Origin of the sequence: Pseudarthrobacter sp. NS4, assembly GCF_024758005.1 — a bacterium.
Taxonomy (GTDB): domain Bacteria; phylum Actinomycetota; class Actinomycetes; order Actinomycetales; family Micrococcaceae; genus Arthrobacter.
In genome coordinates, this window is record NZ_CP103288.1 from 2,536,231 (window position 1) to 2,551,753 (window position 15,523).

Genomic DNA, 15,523 nt, shown 5'->3' on the forward strand with positions numbered 1-15,523 from the left:
CTGGTGGGTCCTACCGGGATCGAACCGATGACATCCACGGTGTAAACGTGGCGCTCTACCAGCTGAGCTAAAGACCCAAGACGCTGAATCCGGCGTTCACGCCGCAACCAACGAACATAGACTCTACCCGACCACGGGCCTCAAACGCGAATCGGCCCGGAAAGCCCTCAGGCAGATCCCTGCAGGTCACAGCGGCGGCAGCTCAGCCGCAAGCCAAGTGAGTGATTCGGAGACACCGGCTTCAAGCTTGATGGTGGCCTTGTCGTCCCCACGGGTGACTCCCCTGTTGATGATGACAACGGGCTTGCCGTCCTTCGCGGCATGGCGCACGAAGCGCAATCCGCTCATAACGGTCAGCGATGAACCGGCCACCACCAAGGCGGCGGCTTCGTCAACCATGGCATAGGACCTCTCCACCCTGTCCTTTGGCACGTTTTCGCCGAAGTACACGAAATCCGGCTTCAGGGTGCCGCCGCAGGCCGGGCAAACGGCAACAACAAAGGTGGCGATCAGAACCTTGTCCTCCACGGTGGAATCAGCATCAGGCGCCATTTCCACCAGCCCAGTCTCCTCCGCCCGTTTCAGGAAATCCGGGTTCAGCTCCTCCAGCATTCCGGCCAGCAGACGGCGAGAGTAGGTACGGCCGCAGCCGAGGCAGATCACCTGGTCATACCTGCCGTGGAGATCGATGACCTTGCGGCTTCCCGCATCCTCGTGCAGGCGGTCCACGTTCTGCGTTATCAACCCTGTGAGATAACCCCGCCGTTCGAGTTCAGCGGCTGCGTAGTGTCCCTGGTTGGGGTCAGCATGGCGGAGGTGGGACCAGCCAATATGGTTTCTGGCCCAATAGCGCTGCCGGTTTGCGGCGTCCCGGACGAACTCCTGGTAAGTCATGGGCGTCCGCGGGGGCGAACCCGGGCCACGGTAATCCGGGATGCCCGAATCGGTGCTGAGTCCCGCACCGGTCAGAAGGGCGAAAGGGGCCCCGGCCAAAGTGTCCCGAATTCTGGCCAGGGCCTCAAGGTCGCGGTTGGAAGGATGCGCCCGGGGCGTGGGCGGCATGCTGGCAAACCCTGTCAGGCCTACCCCGTGCCGCTGCCCTTCCATGGCACGTCAGCCCTGCTCCAGGCCGGCAATTGCGGCGCGGTATTCCTGAAAGTCCCTGGCCTGGCCCCGCGGATTTACTACCTTGTAACGAACCTGCCCGGTGGCATCGATGATGAACGTCCCGCGCTTGGCCATTCCGGTATCCGGATCGAAAACACCATACGCGCTGGCTGCGGCCCCGTGGGGCCAGAAGTCCGACAGCAAATCGAAACTGTACCCTTCCTGCACCGCATAGGCACGGAGGCTGAACTTGCTGTCAACGGAAACGGCCAGCACCGTGGCGCTTGCGTCCTCGAACACAGCCAGGTTGTCCCGTATCTCGCAGAGTTCCCCGGTGCAGATGCCGGAGAAGGCAAATGGATAAAACACCAGGACAACGTTCTGGCCCCGGAATGAGGACAACCGGACCGGCTCGCCAAACTGGTTGGGGAGTTCAAAGTCAGGTGCTGTTTCGCCTACTTCGGGGACATGAACGGAGGCAGCGGCAAGCGCTGCCGTCACTTGTTCTTCCTGCTCACCAGCCGGGCAGCGCTCCAGTCCTTGGAGACGCCGGCTGATGTGGTGACGTGCAGTCCGGCCGTGGGTGCAGCCTCCTGGATATCGGCCGGTGAGACGTACCCGGCCCTTCCGGACTTCGGGGTGAGGACCCAGACGACGCCGTTTTCACTCAGGGTTGTCAGCGAGTCCATCAGGCTGTCCACCAGGTCGCCATCGCCGTCGCGCCACCAAAGGATCACGGCGTCCGCAACGTCATGGTCGTCCTCATCCAGCAGCTCTGAACCGGTGAGGTCCTCAATATCGTCACGCAAGTCGAAATCGACATCGTCGTCGTAACCGAACTCCTGAATCAGATCCCCGTTCTTGAAACCCAATTTTTCCGCCACATTTACCGAAGTGGCGGCGTCGGCCTCGCTCACGTGTTCCTCCAATGCCTCATACATGCGTTGCGCATAGTGATTTCCATTACTCCCAGCCAACACCCTTTGTGCCTGCGCTTCAAGCTGCCGCCCCCATGGAACGGCATATTCTGCGTCACATCGGGTGAGGCCAGCCCGCTTCGCAGCGGCTTTTCGTCACACAACCAGTATGACTGCGAAATACAACTGAGGTGCCCACGGTGCGGCTACGCATCGTCTTGTTGTGAGGGCTAGAGTGGCTGGTGACAACTATGCCTGCGGGACAACAACCTTGTAACTCCATGCAGACATAGGAGCGCTAGGACCCTGCCCGGCACACATGCCCGGGCTGTTGTAACCGATACGTCGCACACGGCGTATATACGCCGGGCAGTCACCCTGCCTGGCCTGAGTGCGCCGATTCATGCGCGCAAAGAGAGGTTGGACGTGGCTGCAGGAGAAGATACCTCCCATATCCTCAGCGGGTTGACTAACCAGCTGCCTGATCGTGATCCGGAAGAGACTGCCGAGTGGGTTGAGTCCCTGGATTCGTTGATCAGGGAACAGGGCACCGAGCGTGCCCAATACATCATGCGGAGCCTGCTGCAGCGTGCGGGTGCGCAGAGTGTCGGGGTGCCGATGGTGACCACTACCGATTACGTGAACACGATCCCGGTGGACCAGGAAGCGGAGTTCCCGGGCAATGAGGAGTACGAGCGCCGGTACCGGGCGTACATGCGGTGGAACGCCGCGGTGATGGTGCACCGGGCGCAGCGGGCCAACATCGGGGTCGGCGGGCACATTTCCACTTACGCCGGCGCGGCGACGCTGTACGAGGTGGGTTTCAACCACTTCTTCCGCGGCAAGGACCATCCCGGCGGCGGGGACCAGGTGTTTTTCCAGGGCCACGCGTCCCCGGGCATGTACGCCAGGGCGTTCATGGAAGGCCGCCTGTCCGAGGAGGACCTGGACGGGTTCCGGCAGGAAAAGTCCCGGGAAGGCCATGCCCTCTCCTCCTACCCGCACCCACGGTTGATGCCGGAGTTCTGGGAATTCCCCACGGTCTCGATGGGTATCGGGCCGATGAACGCGATCTACCAGGCCCAGTCCAACCGGTACCTGCACAACCGGGGCCTGAAAGACACCTCGGACCAGCAGGTCTGGGCGTTTTTGGGTGACGGGGAAATGGATGAGCCCGAGTCCCGCGGCCTGCTCCAGCTCGCCGCGAACGAGAACCTGGACAACCTGAACTTCGTGATCAACTGCAACCTCCAGCGCCTGGACGGGCCGGTGCGCGGCAACGGCAAGATCATGCAGGAACTCGAAGCGTTCTTCCGCGGCGCGGGCTGGAACGTGATCAAGGTCGTCTGGGGCCGGGAATGGGACGAACTGCTCTCCCGCGACGCCGACGGGTCGCTGGTGAAGATCATGAACGAAACCCCCGACGGGGACTACCAGACCTACAAGGCCGAATCCGGCGGGTTCGTCCGCGAACACTTCTTCGGCAAGGACCCGGCCACCAAGGACCTGGTCGCTGACCTGACCGATGACCAGATCTGGAACCTCAAACGCGGCGGCCACGACTACCGCAAGGTCTACGCCGCGTACAAGGCAGCCACCGAATTCAAGGGCAAACCCACCGTCATCCTCGCCAAAACCGTCAAGGGCTACGGACTCGGACCCCACTTCGAAGGCCGCAACGCCACCCACCAGATGAAAAAACTCACCCTGGATGACCTGAAGAAGTTCCGGGATCACCTGCGGATCCCCATCACGGACGAGCAGCTCGAAAAAGACCTGTACCAGCCGCCGTACTACCACCCCGGCACCGACGCTCCGGAAATCAAGTACATGATGGAACGCCGCGCCGCGCTCGGCGGGTCGGTTCCGGAGCGCCGCTCCAAGCACCAGTCCATCGAGCTGCCCGATGCCAAGTCCTACGAGGTCGCCAAGCGGGGCTCCGGGAAGCAGCAGGCTGCCACCACCATGGCCTTCGTCCGCCTGCTCAAGGACCTGATGCGGGATAAGAACTTCGGCAAGCACATCGCTCCGATCATCCCGGACGAGGCGCGCACGTTTGGTATGGACGCGTTCTTCCCGACGGCGAAGATCTACAACCCCAAGGGCCAGAACTACCTGTCCGTGGACCGGGACCTGGTCCTGGCCTACAAGGAATCCGCCCAGGGCCAACTGATCCACCCCGGCATCAACGAAGCCGGCGCCGTGGCAGCGTTCACCGCCGCCGGAACCGCGTACGCCACCCACGGCGTGCCCCTGGTCCCGGTCTACGTGTTCTACTCCATGTTCGGCTTCCAGCGCACCGGCGACGCCTTCTGGGCAGCCGCGGACCAAATGACCCGCGGCTTCATCATCGGCGCCACCGCAGGCCGGACCACCCTCACCGGCGAAGGCCTCCAGCACGCCGACGGCCACTCCCCCCTGCTGGCCTCCACCAACCCCGCCGTGGTCACCTACGACCCCGCCTACGGCTACGAAATGGGCCACATCATCCGCGACGGCCTGGAACGGATGTACGGGCCCGACTCCACCGACCGGAACCTCATGTACTACCTCACCGTGTACAACGAACCGATCACCCAACCCGCCGAACCCGAAGAACTGGACACCGAAGGCGTCATCAAGGGCATCTACCTGCTCGCCCCCGCCAAAATCGACGGCCCCCGCACCCAGATCCTGGCCTCCGGCGTCTCCGTCCCCTGGGCCCTCGAAGCCCAGCGGATCCTCGCCGAAGACTGGTCCGTCTCCGCCGACGTCTGGTCCGTCACCTCCTGGAACGAACTCCGACGCGACGGCCTCGCCGCCGAAGAAGAAGCCTTCCTCAACCCCGGCGAACCCGCACGCGTACCCTTCGTCACCCAACAACTCGAAGGCGCCACCGGACCCGTCGTCGCCGTGTCCGACTACATGAAAGCCGTCCCCGACCAAATCCGCCAATTCGTCCCCAACGAATTCGCCACCCTCGGCGCCGACGGCTTCGGCTTCTCCGACACCCGCGCCGCAGCCCGCCGCTACTTCAAAAACGACACCCACTCCATCGTGGTGCGTTCCCTGGAGATGCTGGCCCGCCGCGGTGAGGTGGACGCACAGGCTCCCATCAAGGCGATCGAGAAGTACCGGCTGCACAACGTCAATGCCGGGACCACCGGCAACGCCGGAGGAGAGGCTTAACAACCTGTCCCGGAATTTGTCCGGTCACGGATCTCGAAAGCATTTCGAGGGCGGATCCGGATAAATTTTCGAAAAGCAGCATCAGCGACGGCGGCTCCCTCCGAAAGGTGGGGGCCGCCGTCGTTTATTCCAAGGAGCCTTGGTTGTGACGCAGGACAAGGCGGATTGTAGCCTTTGCACAAATGGAGGTTGGAGGGCGCTGCCCGTATGCTCAAAGAATGCCAGCACCAGCCACCCCGTCCGCGAAGCGCAATCCGACCCAGACCAGGGTTACTCCGGAGAAGTCCGAAACCCTCAAGAAGCTGCGCGCAAATGTGGGACAGCTCTCCACCACCACCATGCGTGAGCTGGAAAAGAACCTCCCCTGGTACAGCCGGCTCAGCTCCGATGAACGGTCAGCCCTTGGCATGGTGGCGCAGAACGGAATTGCAGCATTCGTCACCTGGTACGAGAGGCCGAGCTCGCCGTCCTGGATACTGACGGACGTCTTCGGCACCGCACCCACCGAACTGACCCGCTCGATCAGCCTGCAGAAAGCCCTGCAGCTCATCCGGATCGTGGTGGAGGTTGTCGAGGACCAGGTCCCCGTTATCGCGCCGGAAGCCGACCAGCCGTCGCTTCGGGAAGCTGTCCTGCGGTATTCGCGGGAGGTGGCGTTCGCCGCTGCCGATGTTTATGCGCGCGCCGCAGAATCCCGCGGTTCCTGGGACACGCGCCTTGAGGCACTGATCGTGGATGCCATACTCCGCGGCGAAAACACCGACGCCCTCCGCTCCAGGATCGCTGCGCTCGGCTGGAAAGCACAGGAACGGTTCACGGTCATGGTGGGCAATTCGCCCTCCGAGCCCAGCGCCAGCTATGTCAGCGAGCTCCGCCGGATGGCCGGACGCTATGCGGAAGACGCGCTCGTGGGCATCCAGGGTGACCGGCTGATCCTTATTCTCGGAGGGCTCCAGGACCGGGAAACAGCCTATGTGAAGCTCAGCGAAATGTTTGCGCCAGGGCCCGTAGTGTACGGCCCCGAGGCAGGCTCCCTGCTGGAGGCCAGCGGATCGGCGCAGTCTGCCTTCGCGGGCCTCACCGCGGCCAAGGCGTGGCCCTCCGCTCCGCGGCCCGTGGCCGCCGACGACCTGCTCCCGGAGCGTGTCATCTCCGGGGACGATGCCGCCCGCCGCTCCCTGGTCAAGAACATCTACCGCCCCCTCCTGGCGGCCTCCAACGGCCTGGTGGAGACCCTTGGCACCTACCTCGAACTGGGTCACTCGCTCGAGGCCACAGCCCGGGAACTCTTCGTCCATGCCAACACTGTCCGCTACCGGTTGAAGCGGGTCTGCGACGTCACGGGCTGGGATCCGCTCCTCCCCCGGGAGGCGTTCGTCCTGCAGGCAGCGCTCGTTGTGGGCCGCCTTTCCGCCCCTCCCAAAGCCGCCACGGAGCGTCAACCGTCGCGGAATCAGTCCTGAGGCGTTGTAGACTTCCTACAACCTGACCCCGTGAGCTTGGTGCGGACAAACACCGCTGGATCACACAGTAATTTGGAAAGCTGGATACGTGCTTGCAATAGTCTGCCCTGGACAGGGCTCACAAACCCCGGGTTTTCTGGCCCCTTGGCTGGAACTGCCCCCGGTGGCAGGCCAACTGGCCTCCCTGAGCGACATCGCCGGGATTGACCTGATCGCCCACGGAACCACCTCCGATGAGGAAACCATCAAGGACACTGCCGTAGCGCAGCCCCTGATCGTTGCCGCCGGGCTCGTCGCCGCGGCTTCCCTCTTCGACGTCGAACTCAACTCCCTGCCGGTGATCCTGGCCGGCCACTCTGTCGGTGAAATCACCGCCTCCGCCCTTGCCGGCGTCCTGACCGAGCAGGAGGCCATGACGTTCGTCCGCGAACGTGCCAACAGCATGGCAGCCGCTGCCTCCGCCACGCCCACCGGCATGAGCGCCGTGGTTGGCGGCGACCCGGCCGAAGTCCTTGCAGCCATCGAAGCGTCCGGCGCTACGCCCGCAAACGTCAACGGAGCGGGGCAGACCGTGGCTGCCGGAACCTTCGATCAGCTGAAAGCCCTCGCCGACAACCCGCCCGCAAAAGCACGGGTTATCCCGCTCAAGGTTGCCGGCGCCTTCCACACCTCCCACATGTCCCCCGCAGTCAGCGCCCTAAAGGCACTTGAGCCGCAGCTGAAGCCGCAGGCCCCTGCCGTTCCCCTGCTGTCCAACCACGACGGCGGCGAAGTCACCGACGGCCCTGCCGCCGTCGGCAGCCTGATTGCCCAGGTGTCCCGCCCGGTCCGCTGGGACCTGTGCATGGAAACCATGGTCCAGCGCGGCGTCACCGGCGTCATTGAACTCGCTCCCGCGGGTACCCTCGCAGGCCTGGCAAAGCGCGGCATGCCAGGCGTCAAGACCGTCGCAGTGAAGACCCCCGATGATCTGTCCGCCGCCCTGGCGCTCTTCGCAGAACTGGAGGGCAACGCATGAGCGTTCCCACACTGAAACAGGCTCCCCTCCAGGAGCACACCCGGATCCTCGGACTGGGCGCGTACCGGCCGGACGTCATCGTCACGAACGAGGACGTCTGCCAATGGATCGACTCCTCGGACGAGTGGATCCGGCAGCGGACGGGCATCGTGACCCGCCACCGCGCCACCGCCGATGTGAGTGTCATTGACATGGCCGAGGGCGCCGCCCGTGAGGCGATGGAGAAAGCCGGCATCCAGGCCTCCGACCTTGGCGCCGTCATCGTCTCCACGGTGACCCACCCGTACGCCACGCCGTCCGCCGCAGCCAGCCTGGCCGACCGGCTGGGAGCCACCCCGGCCCCCGCCTTCGATATTTCTGCCGCCTGCGCCGGCTACTGCTACGGCATCGCCCAGGGTGACTCGTTGGTCCGGTCCGGAACGGCCAAGTACGTACTGGTGGTTGGCGCTGAGAAACTCTCCGACGTCATTGATAACCGCGAACGCACCATCTCCTTCCTGCTTGGTGACGGTGCCGGCGCCGTCGTCATCGGCCCGTCCGACGCTCCGGGCATTTCACCGTCGGTGTGGGGTTCGGACGGCAGCAAGTGGGACGCGATCGGCATGACACGCTCCATGCTGGACGTCCGCGATCTCGGCATGGCTGCCCGCCAGTCCGACTCAACAGGCGACCTGGCACTGCTCGAAGAAGCCCAGGACCTGTACCCCACGCTCCGCCAGGACGGCCAGACGGTTTTCCGCTGGGCCGTCTGGGAAATGGCCAAGGTGGCGCAGCAGGCCCTGGAGGCTGCCGGCGTCGAGGCCGAAGACCTGGTCGCCTTCATTCCGCACCAGGCGAACATGCGCATCATCGACGAGATGGTGAAGAAGCTCAAGCTGCCGGAGACGGTTACAGTGGCACGGGACATTGCCGATGCCGGCAACACGTCCGCCGCGTCCATCCCGCTGGCAACACACCGCCTGCTGCAGGAAAACCCGGAGTTGAGCGGCGGCCTGGCCCTGCAGATCGGTTTCGGTGCCGGGCTCGTTTTCGGCGCGCAAGTAGTTGTCCTCCCCTAGCAACGCCCATGGGCCGCATCCGCGGTCTGAACCATTGCCGGCAGCCCCTGCCGGCAAACACAAGAAAAGGAGCCACTAATGGCTAGCAACGAAGATATCCTGGCCGGCTTGGCTGAAATCGTCAACGAAGAAACCGGCCTGGCCCCGGAGGCCGTCGAGCTGGACAAGTCCTTCACCGAGGACCTGGACATCGATTCCATTTCGATGATGACCATCGTTGTCAACGCTGAAGAGAAGTTCGGCGTGCGCATCCCGGACGAAGAGGTCAAGAACCTCAAGACCGTTGGCGACGCTGTCAGCTTCATCGCCGGAGCACAGGCCTAGCCAAGGCTTCCGCCGTTCCGACGGCTTGGCAGGGCTGCCGGTCCGGATGACCGGACCGGCAGCCCGCCGCATTCTCCGCCCTATTGCTTCATCCGGCACAGCGCCGGTATCAACACGCGGGACCCTCCGGCAGACGGAGACGGATTCCCACCGACAGAGAGTGATCCCATGACACGCAAAGTAGTCATTACCGGTCTGGGTGCCACCACGCCCATCGGCGGCGATGTACCCACGATGTGGAACAACGCGCTCAAGGGGGTCTCCGGTGCCCGCACCTTGGAAGACGACTGGGTTGCCAAATATGAGCTTCCCGTCCACTTCGCTGCCCGCTGCAGCACCCCGGCCACGGACGTGCTCAGCCGCGTCGAGGCCAAGCGGATGGACCCCTCCACCCAGTTCGGCGTCATCGCAGCCCGCGAGGCCTGGGCCGACTCCGGCATCATCGAATTCGACAAGGACCGCCTGGCCGTTGCCTTCGCCACCGGCATCGGCGGCGTATGGACCCTGCTGGACGCCTGGGACACGCTGAAGGAAAAGGGTCCCCGCAGGGTCCTTCCCATGACTGTTCCCATGCTCATGCCCAACGGTGTTGCCGCAGCCGTCAGCCTGGATCTTGGCGCCCGTGCCGGTGCCCACACGCCTGTGTCTGCCTGCGCATCCGGCACCGAAGCCATGCACCTGGGACTGGACCTGATCCGCTCGGGCAAGGCAGACGTGGTGATGTGCGGCGGTGCAGAGGCCGCCATCCACCCCATGCCCCTGGCAGCCTTCGCCTCCATGCAGGCCCTCTCCCGGCGCAACGATGACCCCGAGCGCGCTTCCCGTCCCTACGACACTGCCCGCGACGGCTTTGTGATGGGCGAAGGCGCGGGCGCCCTTGTCCTTGAGGCCGAAGAGCACGCCCTGGCCCGCGGAGCACGGATCTACGGTGAACTCGCCGGCACGTCAGTGACCGCCGACGCCTACCACATCACCGCGCCGGACCCGGAGGGCCTCGGCGCAACCCGTGCCCTGAAGGCTGCGATGTTCGACGGCCGGATCCAGGCGGAGGACGTGGTGCACGTGAACGCCCATGCCACCTCCACCCCCGTGGGTGACAAGCCCGAGTACACCGCCCTCCGTGCTGCGCTCGGCAACCACGTGGACAGCGTGGCCGTCTCCGCCACCAAGTCCCAGATGGGCCACCTCCTGGGTGCGTCCGGTGCGGTTGAAGCCGTGCTCACCGTGCTGGCGGTTTACGACCGCAAGGCACCGGTCACCATCAACCTCGAGAACCAGGACCCTGAGATTCCGCTGGACGTAGTCACCTCCGCACGGGACCTGCCCGCGGGCAACATTGTCGCGCTGAGCAACTCCTTCGGATTCGGCGGCCACAACGCCGTCATCGCTGTCCGCAGCGTCTAGCACCCCCGGGCATTGCCCCGGAGCACAAAGAGGAGGCCCCGCCGGCTGGCGGGGCCTCCTCTTTGCTATGGAGTAGTTACTGCAGAAAAAACGTACGACGGCGGTCAGCCCACCTGGTGGAGCCAGCGCACGGGAGCGCCTTCGGCGGCGTGCCGGAAAGGCTCAAGTTCCTCGTCCCAGGCCTCACCGAGGGCAAGGGACAGCTCATGGTAGACCGCTGCGGGATCGCCGGCGCCGGACTCGTAGGCGTAGCGGATCCTGTCCTCGGACACCATGATGTTGCCGTGGACGTCGGTGACGGCATGGAAAATACCCAGTTCGGGGGTGTGGGACCAGCGTCCGCCGTCCACGCCCTGGCTGGGTTCTTCCGTGACCTCGAACCGGAGATGCGCCCAGCCGCGCAGTGATGATGCCAGCTTGGCTCCCGTGCCGGGGGTCCCGGTCCAGGACAGCTCGGCACGGAACATTCCGGGCGCGGCAGGTTGCGGGGTCCACTCAAGGTCCGTCCGCTTGTCCACCACGGAGCCAATGGCCCACTCAACATGTGGGCACAGCGCCGTAGGGGCCGAGTGAACGAACAGCACACCACGGGTCATTGCAACAGACATTCCATCCTCCATAGCTCTAGGTACGTCTTCCCCAACGACCTGTGCCTGGATGGAACTGCTGTGCACGTCCTGCGGCAGTTTCCTGCCTGATTATTCAGATGTATCAGATAAAGCTCTGTCCGGACTTGCCGCGCCGCATCAAGCTCTGGAGCTTCAAGCGGTACTTGAAAGTTGCCGGACGTGACTCTTATTGTGCCGTACCCCGTCGAATTACGCCAGTGCGATTCGCCACACTGCGTCTTAGGCCCGGGGATGCGCCTGCTGGTAGCTTGCGCGGAGCCGGTCCACGGAAACATGGGTGTAGATCTGTGTGGTGGCAAGGCTGCTGTGGCCCAGGATTTCCTGCACCGCACGGAGGTCAGCCCCACCGTCCAGCAGGTGTGTTGCTGCTGAGTGGCGGAGGGCGTGGGGTCCTGACGCTGACGTATCCCCCAGCGCCTCGAAGAGACCACTGACAAGGGACCGCACCTGCCGCTGGTCCACCCGGCCGCCGCGGATCCCCAGGAACAGCGCCGGCCCGCTGGTGTCATTGGCAAGCAGCGGGCGGCCACGGCGCAGCCAGTCGTCCAGCGCCAGGGCCGCCGGAACGCCGTAAGGAACTGTGCGTTCCTTGTTCCCCTTTCCGATGACGCGCAGCGTCCGCCGGTCCGGGTCCAGGTCATCGATGTCCATGCCAGCAAGTTCGCCGACCCGCATGCCTGTGGCGTAGAGGAGTTCAACAATGGCACGGTTGCGGACAGCTACGGGTTCGCCGGTGCCTGCCGCTTCCTCCATTCCTGTCAGCAGCCGCGTCAGCTGGGAAGTTTGCAGGACACCGGGCAGGGACTGCTCGCGTTTCGGCGCCTTCAGCCGGAGGGCGGGGTCGGCTGCAATGCGCTCCTCCCGCAGCGCCCATGCTGTGAAGGCCCTTACGGTGGCGGCCCGGCGTGCCAGCGTTGCCCGCGCAGCACCTGACTGGCTCTGTACCCCGAGCCAGCGGCGAAGCGTTCCCAGCTCGAGATCCTGGAGTCCTGCCGCGCCTTCGGAAGCAGCGTGGGCCAGGAGGCTGCGCAGATCGCCCAGGTACGCGCGGCGGGTGTGGTCGGATACGGCCCGCTCCCCTGACAGATAACCGGCGAACGCGTCCAGGGCTTCCTTGAGCCCCTTAGGCAATCCGTCATTTTCCACTCCTCTACTGTCTCAGTTGTGGCCCGGGAACCGCTCGATGACACACGGCGATGCCGGGTGTCCTGTGACCTCGTCGCCGGTGCTGTGGTCACACCGATGCCTTGCCGCGTTTCCATCCGCCCCGTTCCGATACCGCAAGCCCGAGCAATCCCAGCCGACCGAGCCCGGCACGCACCGATTCCTGCCCCAGGCCGGCGACGGCGGAGAGTTTCTCGACTGAGGTGGTGGAGCGCAGCGGCAGCGCATCCAGGAGGATCAGGTCCTCCAGGGTCAGCCCGTCCTGGACCTGGGCAGTGCCATGGCGTTGTTCGGGCAGGGACGAACCACTCGGTGATGCCAGTTCCGCTACTTCCGCCGCGTCGGTGACGCAGACTGCTCCCCCATCCCGCAGCAGCCGGTGGCAGCCCGCCGAGTTGGCGCTGTGCACCGATCCGGGAACCGCGCCGACGGCACGGCCCAGGGTCTCGGCGTGGTGGGCGGTGTTGAGGGCGCCGGACCGCCACCTCGCCTCCACCACCACGGTGACCGCGGAGAGGGCGGCAATCAGGCGGTTCCGCTGCAGGAACCGGTAACGGGTAGGCGCAGAACCCGGAGGAACTTCGGCAAGCACCGCACCCTGGTTGCAGACTGCCCGCAGGAGGTCCTCGTTTCCGGACGGATAGAAGCGGTCCACGCCGCCTGCCATGACGGCGATAGTGGGAACGGCACCGGAGCCTCCGGCCAACGCGGCCCGGTGGGCGTGGGCATCTATTCCGTACGCACCACCGGACACCACCGTGAACCCGCGCTGCGCGAGAGAGTACGCGAGATCACCCGTAACAGCGGCACCGTAGCTGGTGCTGTCCCGGGAGCCCACCAGGGCAACGCAGGTTTCCGCGGAGGGCAGCGGCTGCTCCTGGCCGCGCCACCAGAGGCAGATGGGTTCCTGGATCCCAAGGTCGGCCAGCTGCCCCGGCCACAGCTCGTCCGACGGAATAATGAGCCGCCCGCCCAGACGGGCCATGGTGGCGAGGTCTCGTTCCGGAGCCAGGTCCGGGATCCGTGGCTGCCAGCGTTTCAGCGCAGCGGCCAGTCCGGCCCAGCTGGTGGCCGGGCCGCTGCCGGCAAGCAGTACGGTGATGTCCTGCTCCACCTCAGGCCCGGCCGTCAGCTTGCCGGTGGCGATCCTGAGGGCATCCACTGCACCCGTCACCTGGACGAGGGCGAGTCCTGCAGCGTCCTGCGGCTCCATCAGCCGGGAAAGCGCCGCGCGCGCCAGCCGTTCTGTATCCATGGCCGCTTCCCTCATGCCACTGCCGCGGCAGCCTGCCGCAGGCCCAGCGCCTGCCCAATGTCGTTGGTATCGGGAGTACCCCGGTGCCCCAGGTCCGCCAGGGTCCACGCCAAACGCAGGACCCGGTCGTAGCCGCGGGCGGTGAGGACGCCGCGTTCCAATGAATGGTCGAGGATGCGGGTGGCGGCCGATGGAAGCCGCAGCTCGCCCCGCAGGATGCGGCCGGGGACTTGGGAATTCGTTTCCAGTCCAAAAGTGTTCAACCGCTCGGACTGCCGTGAGCGCGCGTCCCGCACCCGTTGGGCAACCGATGCCGTGTCCTCCTCTTCCCCGGCCTGTCCGAACTCGGCCAGGGAAACCCGTTCCACCTGCAGCTGGATGTCCACCCGGTCCAGCAACGGCCCTGACATCCGGGCGAGGTACCGCCGCCGCATCATGGGGGTGCACGTGCAATCAAGTCCTTTGCCGGAGGCCTTGCCGCAGGGGCACGGGTTGGCAGCAAGCACCAGTTGAAAACGTGCGGGGTAGGCGGCAGTTCCTGCCGACCGGTGGATTACCAGCTCGCCACTTTCCAGCGGCTGCCGGAGGGCGTCCAGCACCCGGCGTTCGTACTCGGGAGCCTCGTCCAGAAACAACACCCCGCGGTGTGCACGCGATGCTGCGCCCGGCCGGGGCAGCCCCGAACCGCCGCCGATGATTGCAGCGGCGGTGGCCGAATGGTGTGGGTTTTCGAACGGCGGCCGGCGCAGGAGCTGGACAGAGGAGGAAGGCAGACCGCACAACGAGTGGATGGCTGTTACTTCCATGGATTCATGGTCCCCAAGATCGGGCAGCAGGCCGGGGAGGCGTTCTGCCAGCATGGTTTTACCGGCGCCGGGTGGGCCGGTGAGCAGCAGGTGGTGGGCTCCGGCGGCTGCGACCTCCAGGGCGCGGCGGGCGTCCCCCTGGCCTGAAACATCCGCCATGTCGGGACAACTGGCGGCATCGGATGGAGCGTCGCCGCGATCCCCGGTGTCGTCCGGTTCGAAATCCAGCGCCAGCTCCTGCGGATCTGCGCCGAAATCGAGTGCCAGCCTGGCAAGTGTGCTGTACCCGCGGACGTTGGCGCCGGGAACCAGGGCTGCCTCAGCGAGATTGGCCTGCGCCACCACGATCTCCGGGTACCCGGCCTGCACCGAGGCCATTACGGCTGGAAGGATTCCCCGGACGGGCCTGAGCCTCCCATCCAGCCCAAGCTCGGAGATAAAGACTGTGCGCCCGGTGGGCCTGATGTCATTGGCAGCGCGGAGCACAGCCATGGTGACTGCGAGGTCGAAGCCGGAGCCTCTCTTGGGAAGCGAGGCCGGAATGAGATTGGCCGTGATCTTCCTGCGGCTGAGCGGGATCCCGGAGTTCTTCGCCGCGGACCTGATGCGCTCTTTGGCCTCATTCAAGGAGGCGTCCGGCAGCCCGAGGATCACAAAAGCCGGGAGGGTCTGGCCGATATCGGCCTCAACCTCCACCATGTACCCGTTCAGCCCCACCAGGGCGATGGAGTAGGTGCGGCCCAGCGCCATTCACCCCACCCCCTTGAGGTGTTCGACGATGGGGTGGCCGCCGCCGTCATCGACCACGGCGACCACGTCCACCCGCCGCAGCGGCATCCGCAGTTCCCGGTCACGGCACCACGCCGAAGCCAGCCGGTGCAGCCGGGCGAGCTTTTCAGGGCCTACGGCCTCGAAGGGATGGCCGTAGTCAAGGGAACGGCGGGTTTTTACTTCTGCGATGACCAGGGCGTCACCGTCAAGGGCCACAATGTCGATTTCGCCCTCGATACAGCGCCAGTTGCGCTCCACCACCAGCATGCCCAGGGATTCCAGGTAACCGGCGGCGAGTTCCTCACCGTGCCGGCCCAACAGGTCTTTGGATTTCATTTTCTACCTCCGCAACCAGCCTGTGGCCGGGAGTTGGCGGAGGTAAGGCGGTTTCTTCCCTATGTGCACCCGGGGGTGCTGTGGAGGAGAAGTGCGTTGCGGG

At 65.2% G+C, this 15,523-nt stretch carries 14 protein-coding genes and 1 tRNA gene; 6 read left to right on the forward strand and 9 right to left on the reverse strand.

Annotation, left to right across the window (positions count from 1 at the left end; translation table 11 throughout):
- Position 1: 1 nt before the first annotated feature.
- From NXY83_RS11985 to NXY83_RS12000, 4 genes are all read right to left on the reverse strand, one after another.
- Positions 2–77: transfer RNA gene (locus tag NXY83_RS11985), tRNA-Val, on the reverse strand.
- A 109-nt stretch (positions 78–186) separates the two neighbouring features.
- Positions 187–1,107, reverse strand: coding sequence for a Sir2 family NAD-dependent protein deacetylase (locus tag NXY83_RS11990; RefSeq protein ID WP_258802455.1), 921 nt, complete (start codon positions 1,105–1,107; stop codon positions 187–189).
- 6 nt (positions 1,108–1,113) lie between these two features.
- On the reverse strand, positions 1,114–1,608 hold the full coding sequence (locus NXY83_RS11995; RefSeq protein ID WP_258802456.1) for a peroxiredoxin: 495 nt from the start codon (positions 1,606–1,608) through the stop codon (positions 1,114–1,116).
- Positions 1,605–2,024 (reverse strand): DUF3052 domain-containing protein, encoded by a 420-nt coding sequence (locus NXY83_RS12000; protein WP_258806201.1) that lies wholly within the window; start codon positions 2,022–2,024, stop codon positions 1,605–1,607. Before NXY83_RS12000 ends, NXY83_RS11995 begins: the two co-directional genes overlap by 4 nt.
- A 426-nt stretch (positions 2,025–2,450) precedes the next feature.
- Between NXY83_RS12000 and aceE the strand changes: the two genes are divergently transcribed.
- The 6 genes from aceE to NXY83_RS12030 all read left to right on the forward strand — a co-directional run bounded on the left by aceE (position 2,451) and on the right by NXY83_RS12030 (position 10,459).
- Entirely contained in the window at positions 2,451–5,192 is a 2,742-nt protein-coding gene (gene aceE, locus NXY83_RS12005) for a pyruvate dehydrogenase (acetyl-transferring), homodimeric type (RefSeq protein WP_258802457.1), read from the forward strand.
- A 218-nt stretch (positions 5,193–5,410) separates the two neighbouring features.
- Complete coding sequence (locus NXY83_RS12010; protein WP_258802458.1) at positions 5,411–6,655, forward strand: PucR family transcriptional regulator; 1,245 nt, start codon at positions 5,411–5,413, stop codon at positions 6,653–6,655.
- Between the two features lie 88 nt (positions 6,656–6,743).
- Positions 6,744–7,673: an ACP S-malonyltransferase gene (locus NXY83_RS12015; protein ID WP_258802459.1), complete on the forward strand. Its 930-nt coding sequence runs from the start codon at positions 6,744–6,746 to the stop codon at positions 7,671–7,673.
- A complete protein-coding gene (locus NXY83_RS12020) occupies positions 7,670–8,731 on the forward strand; it encodes a beta-ketoacyl-ACP synthase III (protein WP_258802460.1) in 1,062 nt (353 codons plus the stop codon). The genes NXY83_RS12015 and NXY83_RS12020 overlap by 4 nt, the downstream gene beginning before the upstream one ends.
- 78 nt (positions 8,732–8,809) lie before the next feature.
- Entirely contained in the window at positions 8,810–9,055 is a 246-nt protein-coding gene (locus tag NXY83_RS12025) for an acyl carrier protein (protein ID WP_258802461.1), read from the forward strand.
- A 168-nt stretch (positions 9,056–9,223) separates the two neighbouring features.
- Positions 9,224–10,459, forward strand: coding sequence for a beta-ketoacyl-[acyl-carrier-protein] synthase family protein (locus NXY83_RS12030; RefSeq protein WP_258802462.1), 1,236 nt, complete (start codon positions 9,224–9,226; stop codon positions 10,457–10,459).
- A gap of 104 nt (positions 10,460–10,563) precedes the next feature.
- Here the strand turns inward: NXY83_RS12030 and NXY83_RS12035 are convergent, their stop codons facing one another.
- The 5 genes from NXY83_RS12035 to NXY83_RS12055 all read right to left on the reverse strand — a co-directional run bounded on the left by NXY83_RS12035 (position 10,564) and on the right by NXY83_RS12055 (position 15,420).
- Positions 10,564–11,067: a DUF3145 domain-containing protein gene (locus NXY83_RS12035; protein ID WP_009359312.1), complete on the reverse strand. Its 504-nt coding sequence runs from the start codon at positions 11,065–11,067 to the stop codon at positions 10,564–10,566.
- A gap of 240 nt (positions 11,068–11,307) precedes the next feature.
- Positions 11,308–12,234: a tyrosine recombinase XerC gene (locus NXY83_RS12040; protein ID WP_258802463.1), complete on the reverse strand. Its 927-nt coding sequence runs from the start codon at positions 12,232–12,234 to the stop codon at positions 11,308–11,310.
- Positions 12,235–12,322: 88 nt separating this feature from the next.
- Positions 12,323–13,507, reverse strand: coding sequence for a DNA-processing protein DprA (gene dprA, locus NXY83_RS12045; RefSeq protein ID WP_258802464.1), 1,185 nt, complete (start codon positions 13,505–13,507; stop codon positions 12,323–12,325).
- A gap of 11 nt (positions 13,508–13,518) precedes the next feature.
- On the reverse strand, positions 13,519–15,063 hold the full coding sequence (locus NXY83_RS12050; RefSeq protein ID WP_258802465.1) for a YifB family Mg chelatase-like AAA ATPase: 1,545 nt from the start codon (positions 15,061–15,063) through the stop codon (positions 13,519–13,521).
- Complete coding sequence (locus NXY83_RS12055; protein ID WP_258802466.1) at positions 15,064–15,420, reverse strand: YraN family protein; 357 nt, start codon at positions 15,418–15,420, stop codon at positions 15,064–15,066.
- Positions 15,421–15,523: the final 103 nt, after the last annotated feature.

Bases quoted from the DNA above. Each gene is read 5' to 3' on its own strand.
- dprA (WP_258802464.1), bottom strand. From the start codon at position 13,507: ATGGATACAGAACGGCTGGCGCGCGCGGCGCTTTCCCGGCTGATGGAG.
- NXY83_RS12050 (WP_258802465.1), bottom strand. From the start codon at position 15,063: ATGGCGCTGGGCCGCACCTACTCCATCGCCCTGGTGGGGCTGAACGGG.
- NXY83_RS12010 (WP_258802458.1), top strand. From the start codon at position 5,411: ATGCCAGCACCAGCCACCCCGTCCGCGAAGCGCAATCCGACCCAGACC.
- NXY83_RS11990 (WP_258802455.1), bottom strand. From the start codon at position 1,107: ATGGAAGGGCAGCGGCACGGGGTAGGCCTGACAGGGTTTGCCAGCATG.
- NXY83_RS12020 (WP_258802460.1), top strand. From the start codon at position 7,670: ATGAGCGTTCCCACACTGAAACAGGCTCCCCTCCAGGAGCACACCCGG.
- NXY83_RS12025 (WP_258802461.1), top strand. From the start codon at position 8,810: ATGGCTAGCAACGAAGATATCCTGGCCGGCTTGGCTGAAATCGTCAAC.
- NXY83_RS12030 (WP_258802462.1), top strand. From the start codon at position 9,224: ATGACACGCAAAGTAGTCATTACCGGTCTGGGTGCCACCACGCCCATC.
- NXY83_RS12035 (WP_009359312.1), bottom strand. From the start codon at position 11,067: ATGTCTGTTGCAATGACCCGTGGTGTGCTGTTCGTTCACTCGGCCCCT.
- NXY83_RS12055 (WP_258802466.1), bottom strand. From the start codon at position 15,420: ATGAAATCCAAAGACCTGTTGGGCCGGCACGGTGAGGAACTCGCCGCC.